Source organism: Sphingomonas canadensis, from assembly GCF_026013525.1.
GTDB classification, from domain to species: Bacteria; Pseudomonadota; Alphaproteobacteria; order Sphingomonadales; family Sphingomonadaceae; genus Sphingomonas; species Sphingomonas canadensis.
This window is the reverse complement of record NZ_JAPDRA010000001.1, coordinates 303837-319626: the sequence shown is the minus strand read 5'-3', so window position 1 is coordinate 319626 and position 15790 is coordinate 303837. Positions and strand designations below refer to the sequence as shown.

Here is a 15790-nt window from a genome sequence, read left to right as displayed (position 1 = left end):
GGCGCGGGATCAGCCGGTGAAGGGCGCGGCACGGCGCATCGTGCCGCGCAGGAAAGCATCGGCCACCAGCCGCAGCGGCGCGATGTCCACCTCGCTCGCGCCGCCGCGGATCAGTTCGGCGAAGCGGGCATAGACGCCGGCATATTCGCGATCCTCCCCCTCCCGGCTTCCCTCCGGAAGGGTCAGCGCCGCGCCGCCCCGTTGCAGCAGCAGCCTGCCGCCGTCCGTCTCCACGGCGATGTCCCAGGTCTGCGGGCCGGTCTGCAGGAAATCCAGCTCCACGGTGATGGCTGCGCCGCCATCGTGCCGCATCGCCAGCCGCGCGGCGACCGGCGCTTCGCGGTTTTCGGGAATGTCGAGCTCGGCAGTGGCAAGATGGATCGCGCCGGGCAGGATATGCGTCGCGATCGACAGCGCGTTGATCCCCGGATCGAACACGCCCAGCCCGCCCGCCGCGAAGATCCAGTCCTGCCCCGGATGCCAGACGCGCACGTCCTCGCGCCACTCGATCGATGCCGCCAGCACGCGGCGCCCGGCCAGCCAGTCGCGCGCGGGCGCCACGCCCGCGGCGAAGCGCGAATGCCATGCGGCGAACAGCGTGGCGCCGGACGCAGCGGCGCGCGCCTCCAGCGCCGCGGTTTCGGAAAGCGTCGCCGCGGGCGGCTTTTCGAGTAGCACGTGCAGCCCCCGCGCTAGCGCCGCGTCGGCGATGCGGTGACGCGACTGCGGCGGCGTGCAGATCGCTACGGCATCCACCGGCGGTCCGTCCGCCAGCATCGCCTCCAGGCTTTCGAAATGCGGCACGCCCGCCGCGCCGGCGCGCGGATCGGGATCGGCCGTCGCAGCCAGAAGGAAGGCGGGATCGGCCGCGATCGCGGGCAGATGCTGGTCGCGCGCGATCTTGCCCAGCCCGGCGATCGCGATCCGCACCGGCGGCGCCGTCACAGGCTGCGCACCGCTGCTTGCTGCGGTTCGGCGAGCGCGAGCGGATTGCGCAGCGGCAGGCGGAATGGGGCGGCTTCGATCTCGAAGACGTCGCCGGGCCGGGTCTGCACGCCGTCGCTGAAGGAGAGGGTGGCCGTACCGAAGAAGTGGACGTGGACGTCGCCGGGGCGGCGGAACAGCGGATATTTGAAGTGATGATATTCCAGATTCGCGATGCTGTGCGACATGTTCGCCTCGCCCGAAAGGAACGGCTTTTCCCACATCACCTCGCCATCGCGCAGGATCCTGCTGGTGCCCCGCACATCGGCGGGAAGCGCGCCCACGATCAGCTCCGGCCCCAGCGCGGCCTGGCGGAGCTTTGAATGCGCGAGCCACAGATAGTTGTGACGCTCGGTCACATGATCGCTGAACTCGTTGGCGAGGCAGAAGCCCAGCCGGTGCGGCGTACCGTCCGGGCCGATCAGATAGATGCCGGCCAGCTCCGGCTCCTCGCCGCCGTCGCGCGCGAAGGCGGGCATGTTCAGCGGCTCGCCCGGCCCGGCGATATGGGTGCCGTCGCCCTTGTAGAACCATTCGGGCTGCTGCCCGGTCTCGCCCGGGGCGGGCTTGCCGCCCTCCAGCCCTTCCAGGAACATGCGCATCGAATCGGTCAGCTTCTCGCCTGCGGCCGCGGCGCGATGCATCTTGTCCCGCCCCTCCGCCGATCCGAGATGGGTGAGGCCGGTGCCCGTCACCACCAGATGCGCGGGATCTTCATGGTCGATCGGCGCGATCAGCTCGCCAGCGGCAAGCGCTGCGGCCAGGTCGATCTCCCCGCCGCTGCCGGCCTCCTCGACCAGCGCCGCGATTCCCGTGCCCCGCGCGATCGCCGCCGCGGCGAGGCTGCGGACATCGGCATAGCCCTTCACCAGCCACGCTTCCCGATCGCGGCAGGCGGCAACGCCCCGGGCGCCCCCGCGCGAGCGGTGTTGCAGCAGCGTCAACATCGGCGCCATCCTTTCCAATAGTGTTCTTTCCTCCGCGATTAGTCGGACATATTCGCAAAGGGAAGCCCGCTGCGCGAGTTGCGGGCGGCGGGGCAGGTGCCTAAGCACGCATGCTTCACCATGGAGGTGACGGGATTGAGTCTGGGACAGCCTGCCGAGGAGCGCGACCGCAGGGGCGAGCGAAGCACCGGCCGCCGGCTGCGCGGCGCGATCGCGCACTATCTGGGCCGGGCGATCGTGAGCGGCGCCATCGCGCCGGGCGAGAAGCTCACCGGCGAAGTCGCCAATGCGGAGGCGCTCGATGTTTCCCGCAGCGCCTATCGCGAGGCGGTTCAGGCACTGGCCGCCAAGGGCCTTGTCGAAAGCCGCACCAAGGCGGGCACCCGGGTACTCCCGCGCAGCCGCTGGAACCTGCTCGATCCCGATGTGCTCGCCTGGGCCTTTTCCGGCGAGCCTGATCCGGGCTTTGTCCACGACCTGTTCGAGCTTCGCGCGATCGTCGAGCCGGCTGCCGCGCGCCTGGCGGCCGAGCGCCGAGAGAAACAGGACATCGCCGCGCTGAAGGCCGCTCTGGCCAAGATGCGGCGGCACACGCTGGCCACCGAGGCCGGGCGCTCCGCCGATCGCGAGTTCCATGATGCGTTGCTTCAGGCGACACGCAACAGCGCGCTGACCACGCTGAGTGCGAGCATCGGCGCCGCCGTGAGCTGGACGACGCAGTTCAAGCAGCGGACGAAGGCGCTGCCCCGCGATGCCGTTCCGGATCATGTGCGCGTGAGCGACGCGATCGCCGCGGGTGACCCTGATGCCGCGGAGGAAGCGATGCGCGCGCTGATCGATCTGGCGTTCCGCGATACCCGCCATTCGATGGATGGCGCCGCGGATTGAACCGGGCGGCCGCCGGCCGGACGCGGAGCGCGATACCCGCAGGCGGAATCAAGCGTCGCGCTGCCGCCGCACCAGATGACAGCCGTTCGATTGCGGTTCGAACACCCAGCGCTGGCCGGTGAAGCGTTCGATGATGTCCCGTGCGGTAAGCGCATGCTGGCTCGGCTTGACCGTGGTGAAGCTGCCGCCGCCCGCCAGCGCGAAGGGCAGCAGGAGCTGGTCCGCCAGATAAGGCCCGGCGAACGCATCGGAGACCAGGAACCCGGCCATGCGCCGTGCCGCAGTCTTGGCAAGCGATTCCGCCGACAATCCCAGCTTGCCGAAACCCGTGACGATCTCGGTGGCATGCTCGAACACCGCCTCAAGCAACAAGACATTGCCCGGCCCCTGTTCGTCGGGAAGCTGCCGGGCCGCGAATGCATCCTCCGGCCAATCCGGCAGCAGCTTTCGCGCCGTCGCGATCTCGCGCTCGGCAATGTTGAACGGCAGCGCCGCGAACAATGCCGTGCCCGAGACCGACCGGAGCGCGCCGCGATCGATGCAGTCGACCGGCGCCAGCGTGCCCGGCACGATATCCACCTCGATCCGCCCGCCGCCGCGCGGATAGAAGCCGTGGCGGACCAGCCGCATCTCGATCTGCGCGCCCATGCGGCGCACCACCGGGGCAAAGACCCTGGCCATGAAATCGAAGGGCGGGGCCAGCATATTGTGGGTGCCGCCTTCGAGAACGAGCCGCGAGGGACCGCCGGCCAGCAGCAATGGCGTCAGCAGCGTCTGGAGGACCAGCCCCGTGCTGCCCGCGGTGCCCACGGCGAAGCGATATTCGCCGGGCACGATCTTGCCGGGCGTGAAGCTGAAGTCCGACGCGCCGACCGCCACGCCCTCGCAGGCCGCACTGCCGATCGCGCATGCCGCCTCGATCGCCGTGACGTGCTGGCGCATCAGCCCCGGCTTCGAACGCTTGCCGCGCGCGTTGGTGATGCGGAAGGGCTGGCCGGTGACGAGCGACAGCGCGCAGCTATTGCGCACCACCTGTCCGCCGCCTTCGCCTTCCGATCCGTCGATGATGATCATGTGTTCACCAGTTCCCGAAAAAGTCGATCCGCGCGATCGGCGAAGTGATCGCGCAACTTGCGCGGCGGAAGCGCGATTTCGCGCCGCGCTGGGGGGTACGTGCCGGACGGACAAGGGCGTTTGCCCGCGGCTGCCTGCGCAGCCGGTGAAACGGAGCGGCATGCCCCCGGCATCCCGCTTGATCCCGTTTCACCCCTTCACGCACACCACCTGCTTCAGCGTATGGACGATCTCGACCAGGTCGGCCTGCGCCGCCATCACGGCCTCGATCGGCTTGTAGGCCTTGGGCGTCTCGTCGATCACGCCCTCGTCCTTGCGGCACGCCACGCCCGCGGTGTCGGCGATGTGCTCGTCGAGCGTCACCAGCTTCTTCGCCGCGGTGCGGGACATCACGCGCCCCGCGCCATGGCTGCAACTGTCGAACGACTCCGCGTTGCCCAGCCCGCGCACGATGAACGACTTGGCGCCCATCGATCCCGGGATGATGCCCAGAACGCCCTTCGCCGCGCGCACCGCGCCCTTGCGGGTGACCAGCACATTCTCACCGAAGTGATTCTCGCGCTGGACATAATTGTGGTGGCAGTTGACTGCCTCCAGCTCCGCATCGAACGGCTTGGCGATCTGGTCGCGCAGCGCACGGATGACGTTGGTCATCATCATCCGCCGGTTCAGCGCCGCAAAGTCCTGTGCCCAGCCGACCGCCTCGACATAATCGTCGAAATGATCGGTCCCTTCCGGGAAATAGGCCAGGTTCTCGTCGGGCAGGTTGATGTGCCATTTGCGCATGTCCTGCTTCGCCAGTTCGATGAAGAAGCTGCCGATCGCGTTGCCGATCCCGCGCGAGCCCGAATGGAGCATCACCCACACGCGCTGGTCCTGATCCAGGCACAGCTCGATGAAGTGGTTGCCCGTGCCGAGCGTGCCCAGATGCACCAGGTTGTTGGTGTTCCTGAGCCGCGGGTATTTCTCGACGATCCGGTCGAACCGTGCCGAAAGCGTGGCCCAGGCCTCGACGATGGGCGGGGGCGGATCGCCCCACGAACCCTTGTCGCGCTTGCTGCGGCCCACGTCGCGTCCGTGCGGCACCGCCTGCTCGATCGCGGAGCGGATGCCCTCGAGATTGTCGGGCAGGTCGCTCGCCACCAGGGACGTGCGCGCCGCCATCATGCCGCAGCCGATATCGACGCCGACCGCCGCCGGAATCACCGCGCCCTTGGTCGGGATCACCGAGCCCACGGTCGCGCCAATGCCGACATGGACGTCGGGCATGGCGGCGACGTGCTTGAACACGAACGGCATCTGCGCCGCGCGTGCAAGCTGGGCGCGCGCCTCGTCCTCCACGGGCACGCCGCGGGTCCACATCTTGATCGGCACGCCGCCCTCGACGTGCTGGAAGTCATACAAAGTCTCGGTCACGGCGGACCTCCTGTGAATGGCATCATGGTGCCGGCGACGATGTTTGGCGAGACTGCCGGGCGAACCCGGGGCGGAGTCGAACCGCCTAGGCCTTTCGGCCTTACCGATGTAGTCCCGCCGGCATTCGCCAGCTTCGATTTGGGTTCCGGCGACAAGGAATGCGAAGGACAGTCCCCCGAAGGGGCATCGTGGCAGGATGTAGTCCAACGCGGCATTCGCCGGAGATTGCGGTGCTGGCGACGAAAGGGGGTGAGACGTACCTTGTGCTCTATCCATCTGAGCTACGGGCGCTGACGCCCGGCCGGATTCGAACCGGCGCCCCAAGGGCCTGATGTAGTCCCACCGGCATTCGCCAGCTTGAAATGGGTCACGGCGACGAGGGGTTTGACGGACGTTCCTGCTCTACCGCTGAGCTACGGGCCGATGGCGGCCCGGCGGGATTCGAACCCGCGGCCTGGGGATTAGAAGTCCATGTAGTCCGTCAGGCATTCGCCGTGATGTTCATGTCGGGCCGTGGCGACGAGGATCGGCGAGACGCGGCCCTTAAGCTACGTGTCGGCGGCGGGATTCGAACCCGCATCTCCGCAGTCCGTTGCCGGCGCTGCGGCGCTTTACTCGTCGGGCCTCCTCTGGTGACTATGTAGTCCCGCCAGCATTCGCCACGGCCCTGTTCGTTAGACCTCCACTTGTTTGACGATGCTCACCCAGTCGCGCGTCTCGCCGGAGACGAAGCGCGCGACGGTATCGAACACCGCGTCGGAGAAGCCCCCGACATTGAGTATGTCCGTCCGGCCCTGCGGCGCCTGGGCGGTGCCATAGGGCTGGATATCGATGCACACGAGGCGTGCGGCCGGGTTGCGGTTCTTCAGCCGTTCCCATTCGCGCATCGTCGCGGTCGCGCCATGCCGGGTCGCATCGATCCAGGACTCGTTGTCCGAAACGATCACGACCAGGTCGACCCGTGCCCGCTCCGCATTGAGCTGCGCCAGCGGTGCCGAGACACAGGTCCCGCCCCCGCCGATCGCCGCCAGCTTCCCCGCATTCACGGCGACGCGGGCACGCGGATCGAGCTTCAGCTTCACCACCGCCTGCTCGAAGGGCAGGACGCGGGCATCGCGGTTGGTGCGCAGCATCGCCGCCGCGACCAGCGCCGCGACATCGATGCACCGCACCTTCGACGAGGCGCCCTTGCGGTAGCCCGTCGCCGGAGAACCCATCGATCCCGACACGTCGGGACAGACGACCACGCGGCCCGGCACCATCGGCACGCGGACGAGCGACTGCTCGAGCGCGTCCTCCAGCGCCGCCTGGACCTTGAGCGGCACGCCCTCGCCTGCCTGACCCAGCGCCACCATCAACTGATAGGGCATGGGCCGGGCCTTCGCGATGGCGTCCGCGTCGGCGAGCCGCGCGGCAACCGCATCGGTGACCCCCGCCACGCCGAACGCGCCGTTGCGCGCCAGCGTGTTGAGGTTCATCCGCAACGCCTGCCACCCGATCCGGGTGGACAGCACCGCCCAGTTTTCCGCCGTCAGCGGAAAGGCGGTCAGCCATTCAAAGGGCACCGCCGGCAACGGCAGCGTGCGATCGGCCTTCCACGCCTCGAACGCTGCGATCTCGGCGGGCAGCGCGGCGACGTCATACGGACGCCCGATCAGCCATCCATAGAAGGCACGCCGCGCCGCATCGGCGGGCTTGGGGTGAACCATGCGCACGATATCCGCCAGGCTCGGGTCCTTGCCCGTCGCTGCGGCCATCAACTGCGCCATCGACGCCCGCTCCAGCCAGCGCTGGACCAGCCGCTTCGGCCGCGAGCCGAGCGAGGAGCGCCCCACCTGGCCCGAACGCATGATCTGCACGAAATTGCGCAGCATGCGGCCATTGTCGATCACGCGGTTGAACACCGCGACCGCCAGATCGGGATCGGCGACCGTCAGATAGGCCGCCAGCAGGGACGGCATGTCCTTCATCGCGCCCGACCGGCGGGCATAGACCGCCGCCTGCGCCACGAAATACGGATCGCAGGCGCGCGCCGCTTCCAGCACATCGGCCAGTTGCGCTTCGGCCGCGCCATAGAAGCCATCGGCCAGCGTGCCGGTCGCCGCGAGCTGGGCGAGCTTGTGCTCCGGCCCATAGGCATAGGCCGGCGCACCCTCCCGGTTCCGCGTGTCCGCGGCGGGCATCAGCTTTGCGATCGCCGAGGCGAAAAGTCCCTTGTTGGCCATCGTCCAACTCCCTTTGGTTCGGCTGGCACCGGTGGCTGGAGTCGAACCAGCAGACAGAGGCTTTGGAGGCCAAGCCGCGCCCACGCGCTCACCGACACGCAACCCATGAAGCGAGGCGCCCTATCGCGCCCCGTGAAATCTCCGGGGGCGGCCAGCCCATTCCGGCCGCCCCGCATTCCGCACGCTGACAAGAGGTTCGAGAGCTCCCGTGCAGCGCTTCTCCTAACGCAGGAGCCGTGCCAGTTTTCCGGGAGAGCGAGCCCGATATCGCGAAAGATATTGATAGTACGACATTTTATTTGCGGCTTCCGGGGAGGTGAGGATCGTCACGCCAGCAGCGCGACCGCGCTTTTGCTATCGTCAAGGATCGTAATTTATCCTATCAGATAGGAATGAAGCCGCTCGTGGTAATCGGATTTCTCGGCTCGACGCTGGATGCGAGCAAGTTCGGCCCGTCGCGCTGGAACAAGTGGCGCCCCTCGGTCGCGCTCACCATGCACGAGGATCTGCGCGTCGATCGCTTCATCCTGCTCCATGGCGGGCCGCACAGCCGCCTCGCCGAATACGTCGCCGGGGATATCCAGTCGGTATCGCCCGAGACGCGGGTCGATCTGCGCCGTCTCGACTTCAGCGATCCGTGGGACTTCGAGGAAGTGTACGGCAAGCTGCTCGACTTCGCCCGCGCCGAGCCCTTCGATCCCGATGCTGAGGACTATCTGGTCCACATCACCACCGGCACGCACGTCGCCCAGATCTGCCTCTTCCTGCTCACCGAGGCGCGCTATCTGCCCGGGCGGTTGCTCCAGACCCAGCCGGCCAAGCGTGCCGAGGACGGAGGCGCGCCCGGGCGCTGGACGGCAATCGACCTCGACCTCTCCCGCTACGACAGCATCGCCACACGTTTCGCCGTCGCCACAGAGGAGAGTACATCCTTCCTCAAGTCTGGCATCGCGACGCAGAGCGTTACCTTCAACCGGATGATCGATGAGATCGAGCGCGTGGCGCTGCGTTCCAAGGCGCCGATCCTGCTGATGGGCCCCACCGGGGCAGGCAAGAGCCAGCTTGCGCGCCGCATCTACGAACTGAAGCGCCTCAAGCACCAGATCGCCGGCCCGTTCGTCGAAGTGAACTGCGCGACCCTGAAAGGCGATGGCGCGATGTCCGCGCTGTTCGGCCATCGCAAGGGCGCCTTCACCGGCGCGGTCGCCGACCGGCCGGGGCTGCTGCGCGCCGCGGACAAGGGCATGTTGTTCCTCGACGAGATCGGCGAACTGGGGCTCGACGAGCAGGCGATGATCCTGCGCGCGATCGAGGACAAGCGCTTCCTGCCGGTCGGATCGGACAAGGAGGCGGCGTCGGAATTCCAGTTGATCGCCGGGACGAATCGCGATCTGGGAGAGGCGGTCGCGGCGGGCGGCTTTCGCGACGATCTCTACGCGCGGCTCAACCTGTGGACCTTCCACTTGCCCGGCCTGGCCGAGCGGCGCGAGGATATCGAGCCCAATCTCGACTATGAGCTGGACCGTTTCGCGGAGCGCGAGGGCGATCGCGCGAGCTTCAACAAGGAAGCCCGCCAGCGCTATCTCGCCTTCGCGACCGGCCCGGACGCGGCCTGGCCGGGCAATTTCCGCGATCTGGCGGCCAGCGTGACCCGCATGGCGACGCTCGGCCCCAAGGGCCGCATCGATCTGGACTGCGTGGAGGCCGAGATCGGACGCCTGCGGCGCCTGTGGTCCGGCCAGCGCGATGACGGGGCCGATGTGCTGGCGGAAGTCCTTGCGCCCGAGGCTCTGGCTGAAATCGATCCCTTCGATCGCGTCCAGCTTGCCGAGACCATTCGGGTCTGTCGGAAGAGCCGTTCGCTTTCCGAAGCCGGCCGCACGCTCTTCGCGGCTTCACGCGCCCGGCGCACCTCGGCGAACGATGCCGACCGGCTGCGCAAATATCTGGCGCGGTTCGGCCTCGATTGGTCCGCCGTGACCTCGGCATAGAGGCGGATTCAGCCCGGTGCTGCTCCCGCAAGGCTATCCGGCGCAGCCGCAGGGCGTGAAGCCGGGCTCGAAATTGACCGAGATCCCGCCGGTGCTGGTCGAGAAATTGCCCCCGCCCATATATTTCTCGGTGTAGGTGTAGATCTGGCGGGCGCAGTATTTCGCGCCGCGGCTGACGATGTCGACGCGGGTCGAACGCTCCAGCGGGATGCCGGTGATTTCGTTGCGCTCGACCTTCCACTCGTCGCCTGCGGCGATCACCCGGATGGGGGTGAGTTCGGGATCGTCCCAATATTGCCTGGCGACGGCGAGCGCGCGCGCCTCGATCGCGGCGCTTCCCGCCGCGCCGCGGCCGGGGCCGCAGACGGCCTTGTTGGCGGGCGCGAAGGCACCGGCCGGGACCGTGAGCGAGAAGGAACCCCGCGCCACGACCCCGCCGTCGATCGCGCCCGATTTCTCCGTGTTCGTGGCCGGGATCAGCTCCATCCCCACGGTGTGGCGGCCGGGCTGGAGCAGACCGGCCGCGGTGGCCCGGCTCAGCAGTTCCAGAAAGGCATCGGCGCCCGGCACCACCACCCTGTCGGGATTGCCGAGCTGGCCGCGCCAGGTGGTCCAGGTCTGGTGATCGTTGCGCCCGCCCCAGGGCTTGATCCGCGTGTCGAAGGTCTGGCCGGCGATGGTGAAGCGCGCGGTGTAATAGACCCCGTCGGCATAGACCTGCCGGGCGGGGACCCTGTTCTTGGCGGCGATCGCGTTGACGGCCGATCGCTCGGTATAGACCCGGAAGAAGATCGGCTGGCCCAGGGTGAAGTCGCTGGCCAGCGCGGCCTCGGTGATCGCGCCGAGCGTGAGATCGGACCGGGTGAAGACGATCTGGCTCTGGTGCGCCGCGTGCAGCGCATTGTGGACGCCCTGATCGGGGATGAAGCCGCTCTGCTGGGGCGCCTGCGGCACCTGGCCCTTGGGCCGGGCGAGCGATTGGGTCCGCTCGATCCTGGCCCGCGGATCGGTCTGCGCCAAGGCGGCGGCTCCGGCGGCGCCAGCGGCGGCGGCCGTGGCCAGGGCAATCGAAAGGATCAGCGTCTTGCGCATCGCGGCACTCTCCACGGAACTTGTCCCGCCGGACGATGCGTGGTGGCGGCCGCACCCTCCATCCCCCCAAATCGCGGGATTGCCGCGCCCGGCGCGTGACGGTGTGGCAGGCCGCGCGCGGCGGGTTTTCCCCTCATCTGCCGGGAATGCCCGTGGCCGCGCGCCGTGGTCTGCTCGCCCGATGGCAGGCCCGGATGGCAGACAGGGGAACAGGGCGATGATGTTGTGGCTGGGCTGGTTAGGCCGGGAGGCGCGGGTGCCGCCGGCGCCGGCCGCCCCCTCCGGCGATTGGCCGGGCGGCGGCGGCGGCGGTGCAGGGGACGGGGGGCGGCTGTTCGCGATCGCGATGGGACGCGGCCCCGCCGGCCGCAGCCGGGCGGCACGGCGCAGCGCGGCGGCCGATCTGGTGCTGGCCGGCGCGTTCGCCCGTGGAAGGGAGGCGTGGCTTGCCATCGCACGGGACTATCCGGGCGATCTTGCCGATGCGCTGGGCCATATCGGGGCCAGCTATCACCTTGAGCGGGACTATCCGCTCGCGCTCGAATATTACCGGTCGGCGATCCGGGTGGGGGCCGATCCGGCGGCGCTCGCGGCCATGATCGCCGGGGCGAGCAAAGGGCTGGCGGCCCTTGGCTGATTGGTGGGAGCGGCTAATCCGGTCGGCGGGATTGGCCAGGCCGGGCGGGCCGCGCAGGAGCGATGCGATGATCGAGCAAGGGAACCAGCGCGAAGACCGGCCGCCCGCGGCCAGCGCCCGGATCATCGTGGTGGAGGATGACGAGCGGCTGCGCAGCCACGCCATCGCCGCGCTCTCGCCCGCCGCCGAGATCGAGATCGTGGGGGACGCGGCGACCCTGGCCGGCGGGCTGGCGCTGGTCGATCTGCAGCCCGATCTCGCGCTGCTCGATCTCGGCCTGCCCGACGGCAGCGGGATCAGCCTGATCGAGGCGATCCGGGCCAAGGCGGCGCATTGCCGCATCCTGGTGTTCACCGTGTTCGAGGACAAGGCGAGCGTGCTGAACACGCTGAAGGCCGGCGCCGACGGCTATATCCTGAAGGATACGACCGCCGAGATGGTGCTGGCCCATGTCCGCGCGACGCTGGCCGGCGAGACGCCGATCAGCGCGCGCGCGGCCAGCCATCTGCTCAGCCTGGTCCGCAACGAGCCGGTGGCCGAGGAACCCGTGGCGCCCGACGCGCCGCACCTGTCGCCGCGCGAACGGGAACTGCTGGAGTATCTGGCGCGCGGGCTTAGCCGCAAGGAGGCCGCGCGGGTGATGGAGCTGTCGCCCTATACGGTCGCCGAATATATGCAGAGCATCTATCGCAAGCTGCAGGTCCGATCGCGCGCCGAAGCCGTGTTCGAGGCGATCCAGACCAGGCTGATCCGGCTCGACGGCGAGTGACGGGCCGGCCGCCCCCCTCCTCTGTGGGGATTTGAACTTCACCGCACCTGACGGACACCCGCGTGGAATGCATCACCCAAGAGGGGATTTCCATGTCTGTAGTGCGTCGCAAGAATAGCCGTCCGATCGCAAACCTCGCCCTGCTGGCGTCGGGATCGATCCTGTCCCTGACGATGGCGACGCAGGCGCAGGCGCAATGCGTGACCAGCAACGGCGAGCCGCTGAACAACATCACCGTCGATTCGACGATGGTGAACTGCACCGGCACGCTGGGTGCCCCGATCGTCGTCGCCAACGCCGACGATGTCTATGTCGACGTGAACGGGCCGCTGACCACGGCATCGGGCGCCATCATCAGCGTGACCGGCAACAACGGCACGATCGTGATCGACGGCGGCGCGAACGTGAACGGATCGGTCATCAACATGGCGGGCAGCGGCAACCAGATGCTGTTCGGCAGCGCGGTCACCAACGGGCTGGACGTCACCGTGGGCGGCGCCGATTCAGCGATCGTGATCGGCGCCCTGGCCCAGGTGACGCAGAACCCCGGCCGCATGGGCATCTTCGCCAATCCCGGCGAGTCCAACACGGTCGAGATCCGCGGCGGCCTGTATGCCACCGGCAGCAACGGCCAGTATCTGCTGCGCGGCGGCGACGGGAACCAGACGGTGCGCATCTCGGGCTTCCTGGGCGTGCAGGGCGACGGGCTGGCGATCGCGCTGTACGATGGCGACGACCGGATCATCCTGGAAAGCACCGCCAACATTCTCGGCGGCACCGGCAACAACATCCTGTTCAACGGCGGCGACGGCTACGACATGCTGATCGTGAACGGCGGGGGCACGCTGAACGTGAACTCGACCGAGATCGAGCGGCTGACGCTGAATATCGGCGCGGGCAACGTGCGCGTGCTGAACGGCACGGGCGAATATGAGCTGGTGGTGATCAACGGCGGCGACGCCGCCACCGGCAACCTGGCCGCGCTGGGGCTGACCAACAGCCTCGTCACGGTCAACACCGGCGCCAGCCTGCAGTTGAATCTGGGCGCGGCGGCCAATTTCAACAACGGCCTGGCCGGCGGCGGCACGTTGCGGCAGGCGGGGCAGACGATCACCTATGGCGGGGACGGGAGCGCCTTCACCGGCCAGTTCGATCTGCTCTTCGGCACGGCCGAGATATTCTCCAGCAACGCCTTCGGAACCGCGACGATCCTGAACAACGGCGTGATCAGCTTCGGCGCGGCCACGCTGGGCAACGATATCTCGGGCAACGGGTCGGTGGTGAAGCATGGCGTGGGGCTGGGCATCCTTTCCGGCTCGAACAGCTATGCTGGCGGGACCGACATCACCGGCGGCATGCTGATGCTCACCAATGGCGCTGCCGCGGGCACCGGCGCGATCACCATCGCGGGCGGCGCAACGCTGCGGCTGGACATCGCGGGCGACGAAACCCTGGCCAATGATATCGCGGGCGCGGGCAACGTCCTGAAGACGGGCGCGGGCACCGTCACGCTGACCGGCACCAACAGCTATTCGGGCGGGACCACCATCGCCGCCGGGGCGATCCGGGTCGACGATTTCGCGCGGCTGGGCACCGGACCGGTGCTGGCCGATGCCGGAGCGAACCTGATCCTGAACTATAACGGCGCGGGCCAGTTGCTGCTGACCACGCCGTTCCTGACCGGGGCGGGCGGCTTCATCAAGGAAGGCACCGGCGATGTCGTGATGAACCAGTCGAGCGGTTACCTGGGCGGCACGATCATCCGCGCGGGCCGGATCGGGCTGAACAACGGCAATGCGCTGGGGAACGGCACCATCCAGATCGACAGCGGCGCGGAGCTGGGGATCGGCGGAATTGCGCTGTACAACGACATCACCGGATCGGGCCTCATCCGCAAGACCGCGTCCAACGTCGCCGAACTCTATGGCGACAACAGCGGCTTCACCGGCACGATCCGCGTCGAGAACGGCATGCTGTACGCGACCGAGGGCGCCGCCCTCGGCTCCGGAATCCTCCAGATCGAAAGCGGCACCAGCGTCCAGCTCGACGCGGCGGCGGATTCGACGGTGGCGGCCTGGCTGGCCGGCGGCGGCGTTTTCGAAAAGCTGGGCGGCGGCCGGGTGGCGATGACCGGCACCAATACCCACAGCGGCGGAACTGTGGTGCAGGGGGGCACGCTGGCGGTGACGGGCAATTCCGGGCTGGGCAGCGGGCCGGTGACGATCGGCAGCGGCGCCGTTCTGGAATATGATAATGCAACGGCCAGCAGCTTCGGCAACACGCTTTCCGGCGCGGGCACGTTCCGCAAGCTGGGCGCGGGCCAGCTCAGCTTCACGGGCAACTTCGGCATCGGCGCGCTGGACCTGGTGGCGGGGCGGACGCGGATCAACAGCGTGGCGACCACCAATGTCTCGGTGGGCGGCAACGCCGTGCTCGACGGCACCGGCCGGATCGTGGGCACGCTGACCAACAACGGCACGGTGGCGCCCGGCAACAGCATCGGCACGCTGACCGTGCAGGGCAATTATGTCCACAACGGCAATTCGGTGCTGGAGATCGAGTTCGACGGCGCCGGGAACATCGACCTGCTCGACGTTACCGGCAACGCGACGATCAACGGCGGCACGCTGCGCTTCGTGTCGATCGGCGCGGCCGAGGGGCAGGGGGGCACGTTCCTGCGCACCGGCGGCACGCTGACCGGCACCTTCGCCACGGTCGAGACCGTCGGGGCGCAACTGCCGCTGGCGGTGATCTATCAGCCCACGGCGGGGCTGATGGCGCCTTCGGTGCTCACCGCGCGGCCCTCCACCTTCAACGCCCAGTCGCTGGCCGCCGCGGACACCGCGCTCGGCTTCATCGACACCCTGGGCGTGGGCGAGGTGCGCCGGGGCGAGGGCAACCGGATCTGGATGAGCGGCTTCGGCGCCTGGGGCAGCCGCAGCGCCGGCGGATCGACGCTGGCCTATGACCACAACAGCCGCGGGATCAGCGGCGGGATCAACTTCGATCTGGGCAGCGCGGTCACGCTCGGCGCGGGCATCGGCTGGGCCAAGGGCGACATCACGCTGGGCAGCAACGGCGGCGGCGGCGATCAGTCGAGCGTGCTGGGCGGGGTCAGCGCCCGCTATTCGGGCAACGGCTTCGTCTTCGGCGCCGGGCTGTTCTACGGCAAGGTGGACCAGGATACGTTGCGCAACGTCAGCTTCAGCGGCTTTTCCGACAGCGTGTACGGCAGCACCGAATCCCGCGTCTTCGGCGCCACCGCCGAGGCGGGGGTCCCGCTGGGGTCGGCCGGGGGCTGGGCGTTCAGCGCCAACGCGCGGGGCAGCTATGTCCGCCAGTCGCAGGACGGATATACCGAAGAGGGCACCAGCCCGCTGCGCCTGCGGCTGGACGATATCAAGACCAGCACGCTCGAAGGCCAGGCCAGGCTGACCGCCAAGGCCAGCCTGTGGCGGCCGGCGGGGGCCGAGGAGAATATGGGCGAGGGGCTCGACCTGCGCGTCGATGTCGGCGGGCGTTACCTCGGCACGCTGGGGGATCGCGAGATCCCGGTCACCTTCGCGGTCAGCAATGCCGGAGTGGTGCTCCAGGGCGATACCCGCGACGCGGTGCAGGGCGTCGCCGGGCTGGGTCTCGATTACGCCACCCGCGGGGGTGCGACGTTCAGCGTCGGCTATCGCGGCGAGGTGGGCAAGACCGATCGCCACGCGGTATCGGCGGGCGTCAGCTTCGCCTTCTGAAGGACTGGGCGGGCAAGGCGGCGG

Annotated in this window: 11 protein-coding genes and 2 tRNA genes; 5 read left to right on the top strand and 8 right to left on the bottom strand. The window is 68.7% G+C overall.

The genetic code is table 11. The annotated features are described in order from the left end of the window. Nucleotides 1–9 precede the first annotated feature (9 nt). Together OM513_RS01505 and araD1 are read right to left on the bottom strand one after the other, a co-directional pair. Nucleotides 10–945 (bottom strand): Gfo/Idh/MocA family protein, encoded by a 936-nt coding sequence (locus OM513_RS01505; protein WP_264942378.1) that lies wholly within the window; start codon nt 943–945, stop codon nt 10–12. Next, the gene (araD1, locus tag OM513_RS01500; protein ID WP_264942377.1) at nt 942–1940 is read right to left on the bottom strand and encodes an AraD1 family protein; all 999 of its coding nucleotides are present in this window, start codon (nt 1938–1940) and stop codon (nt 942–944) included. Before araD1 ends, OM513_RS01505 begins: the two co-directional genes overlap by 4 nt. Nucleotides 1941–2051: 111 nt before the next feature. Between araD1 and OM513_RS01495 the strand changes: the two genes are divergently transcribed. Then, entirely contained in the window at nt 2052–2819 is a 768-nt protein-coding gene (locus OM513_RS01495; protein ID WP_380916264.1) for a FadR/GntR family transcriptional regulator, read from the top strand. A gap of 48 nt (nt 2820–2867) precedes the next feature. Here OM513_RS01495 and rtcA read toward each other — a convergent pair whose 3' ends face one another. From rtcA to OM513_RS01470, 5 genes are all read right to left on the bottom strand, one after another. After that, nucleotides 2868–3893 carry an RNA 3'-terminal phosphate cyclase gene (gene rtcA / locus OM513_RS01490; RefSeq protein WP_264942375.1) on the bottom strand — a complete coding sequence of 342 codons (1026 nt, stop codon included), beginning with the start codon at nt 3891–3893 and terminating at the stop codon, nt 2868–2870. A gap of 189 nt (nt 3894–4082) precedes the next feature. Next, nucleotides 4083–5309 carry an RtcB family protein gene (locus OM513_RS01485; protein ID WP_319951588.1) on the bottom strand — a complete coding sequence of 409 codons (1227 nt, stop codon included), beginning with the start codon at nt 5307–5309 and terminating at the stop codon, nt 4083–4085. Between the two features lie 293 nt (nt 5310–5602). Next, nucleotides 5603–5732, bottom strand: a tRNA-OTHER gene (locus OM513_RS01480). A 1-nt stretch (nt 5733) separates the two neighbouring features. Beyond that, nucleotides 5734–5822: transfer RNA gene (locus OM513_RS01475), tRNA-Arg, on the bottom strand. A 161-nt stretch (nt 5823–5983) separates the two neighbouring features. Then, a complete protein-coding gene (locus OM513_RS01470; protein WP_264942374.1) occupies nt 5984–7534 on the bottom strand; it encodes an RNA-binding protein in 1551 nt (516 codons plus the stop codon). Nucleotides 7535–7926: 392 nt separating this feature from the next. Between OM513_RS01470 and rtcR the strand changes: the two genes are divergently transcribed. Further along, nucleotides 7927–9525: an RNA repair transcriptional activator RtcR gene (gene rtcR, locus OM513_RS01465; protein WP_264942373.1), complete on the top strand. Its 1599-nt coding sequence runs from the start codon at nt 7927–7929 to the stop codon at nt 9523–9525. Nucleotides 9526–9558: 33 nt separating this feature from the next. On the opposite strand, the gene OM513_RS01460 is transcribed toward rtcR, so the two are convergent. Then, nucleotides 9559–10617 carry a hypothetical protein gene (locus OM513_RS01460; RefSeq protein ID WP_264942372.1) on the bottom strand — a complete coding sequence of 353 codons (1059 nt, stop codon included), beginning with the start codon at nt 10615–10617 and terminating at the stop codon, nt 9559–9561. A 217-nt stretch (nt 10618–10834) separates the two neighbouring features. Between OM513_RS01460 and OM513_RS01455 the strand changes: the two genes are divergently transcribed. From OM513_RS01455 to OM513_RS01445, 3 genes are all read left to right on the top strand, one after another. Beyond that, nucleotides 10835–11254 carry a tetratricopeptide repeat protein gene (locus tag OM513_RS01455; protein ID WP_264942371.1) on the top strand — a complete coding sequence of 140 codons (420 nt, stop codon included), beginning with the start codon at nt 10835–10837 and terminating at the stop codon, nt 11252–11254. 67 nt (nt 11255–11321) lie between these two features. Next, nucleotides 11322–12023 (top strand): response regulator, encoded by a 702-nt coding sequence (locus tag OM513_RS01450; protein WP_264942370.1) that lies wholly within the window; start codon nt 11322–11324, stop codon nt 12021–12023. A 92-nt stretch (nt 12024–12115) separates the two neighbouring features. Beyond that, on the top strand, nt 12116–15766 hold the full coding sequence (locus OM513_RS01445) for an autotransporter domain-containing protein (protein WP_264942369.1): 3651 nt from the start codon (nt 12116–12118) through the stop codon (nt 15764–15766). The last annotated feature ends 24 nt before the right edge of the window (nt 15767–15790 follow it).

Bases quoted from the DNA above. Each gene is read 5' to 3' on its own strand.
- OM513_RS01495 (WP_380916264.1), top strand. From the start codon at position 2,052: ATGGAGGTGACGGGATTGAGTCTGGGACAGCCTGCCGAGGAGCGCGAC.
- araD1 (WP_264942377.1), bottom strand. From the start codon at position 1,940: ATGGCGCCGATGTTGACGCTGCTGCAACACCGCTCGCGCGGGGGCGCC.
- OM513_RS01460 (WP_264942372.1), bottom strand. From the start codon at position 10,617: ATGCGCAAGACGCTGATCCTTTCGATTGCCCTGGCCACGGCCGCCGCC.
- rtcR (WP_264942373.1), top strand. From the start codon at position 7,927: ATGAAGCCGCTCGTGGTAATCGGATTTCTCGGCTCGACGCTGGATGCG.
- OM513_RS01445 (WP_264942369.1), top strand. From the start codon at position 12,116: ATGTCTGTAGTGCGTCGCAAGAATAGCCGTCCGATCGCAAACCTCGCC.
- OM513_RS01455 (WP_264942371.1), top strand. From the start codon at position 10,835: ATGATGTTGTGGCTGGGCTGGTTAGGCCGGGAGGCGCGGGTGCCGCCG.
- OM513_RS01470 (WP_264942374.1), bottom strand. From the start codon at position 7,534: ATGGCCAACAAGGGACTTTTCGCCTCGGCGATCGCAAAGCTGATGCCC.
- rtcA (WP_264942375.1), bottom strand. From the start codon at position 3,893: ATGATCATCATCGACGGATCGGAAGGCGAAGGCGGCGGACAGGTGGTG.
- OM513_RS01450 (WP_264942370.1), top strand. From the start codon at position 11,322: ATGATCGAGCAAGGGAACCAGCGCGAAGACCGGCCGCCCGCGGCCAGC.